This is a genomic window from Flavobacterium cyanobacteriorum (assembly GCF_002251835.1).
Taxonomy (GTDB): Bacteria; Bacteroidota; Bacteroidia; order Flavobacteriales; family Flavobacteriaceae; genus Flavobacterium; species Flavobacterium cyanobacteriorum.
Map to the genome: position 1 here is coordinate 1 of NZ_NOXV01000247.1, position 545 is coordinate 545.

At 33.4% G+C, this 545-nt stretch carries 1 pseudogene; it reads left to right on the forward strand.

Annotated elements, in window-relative coordinates:
* Positions 1 to 545: pseudogene (locus CHU92_RS15820) on the forward strand (IS5/IS1182 family transposase); the annotation flags it as partial.

Sequence of the window (545 nt, forward strand, 5' to 3'; positions counted from 1 at the left end):
CATCAGAAGGGTTTATTTCGTTGAAACAAATTTATACCGATGGCACAAAAATAGAAGCACAAGCAAACAGATATACTTTTGTTTGGGGAAATAGCATCAAAACCAATAAAGCTAAAATGCTTACCCAGTTGGAAGAATTATGGAATTACGCCCAAAGTATCTCCAATGATGATAACCCAAATCCAGAACCGCCTGAGTTCAAAGAAATCAGCAAAGAAGTTATTCAAAAAACTGTTGAGCAAATAGACGCAAAACTATCAGGTAATGAAAAAGCTTCATCAAAATCCAAAGCAAAACTTCGTTACATTAAACAAAACTTTGAGAAGAATCTTCAAAAGTATGAAGAGCAAGAAGCTATCTTAGGGGAAAGAAACTCGTATAGTAAAACTGATCCTGATGCTACTTTTATGCGGATGAAAGAAGATCATATGCAAAACGGACAGTTAAAACCAGGCTACAATGCACAAATATCTACTGAAAATCAAATTATAGTTAATTACACTTTACATCAAAATCCAACAGATACTAAAACTTTAAAACCACAT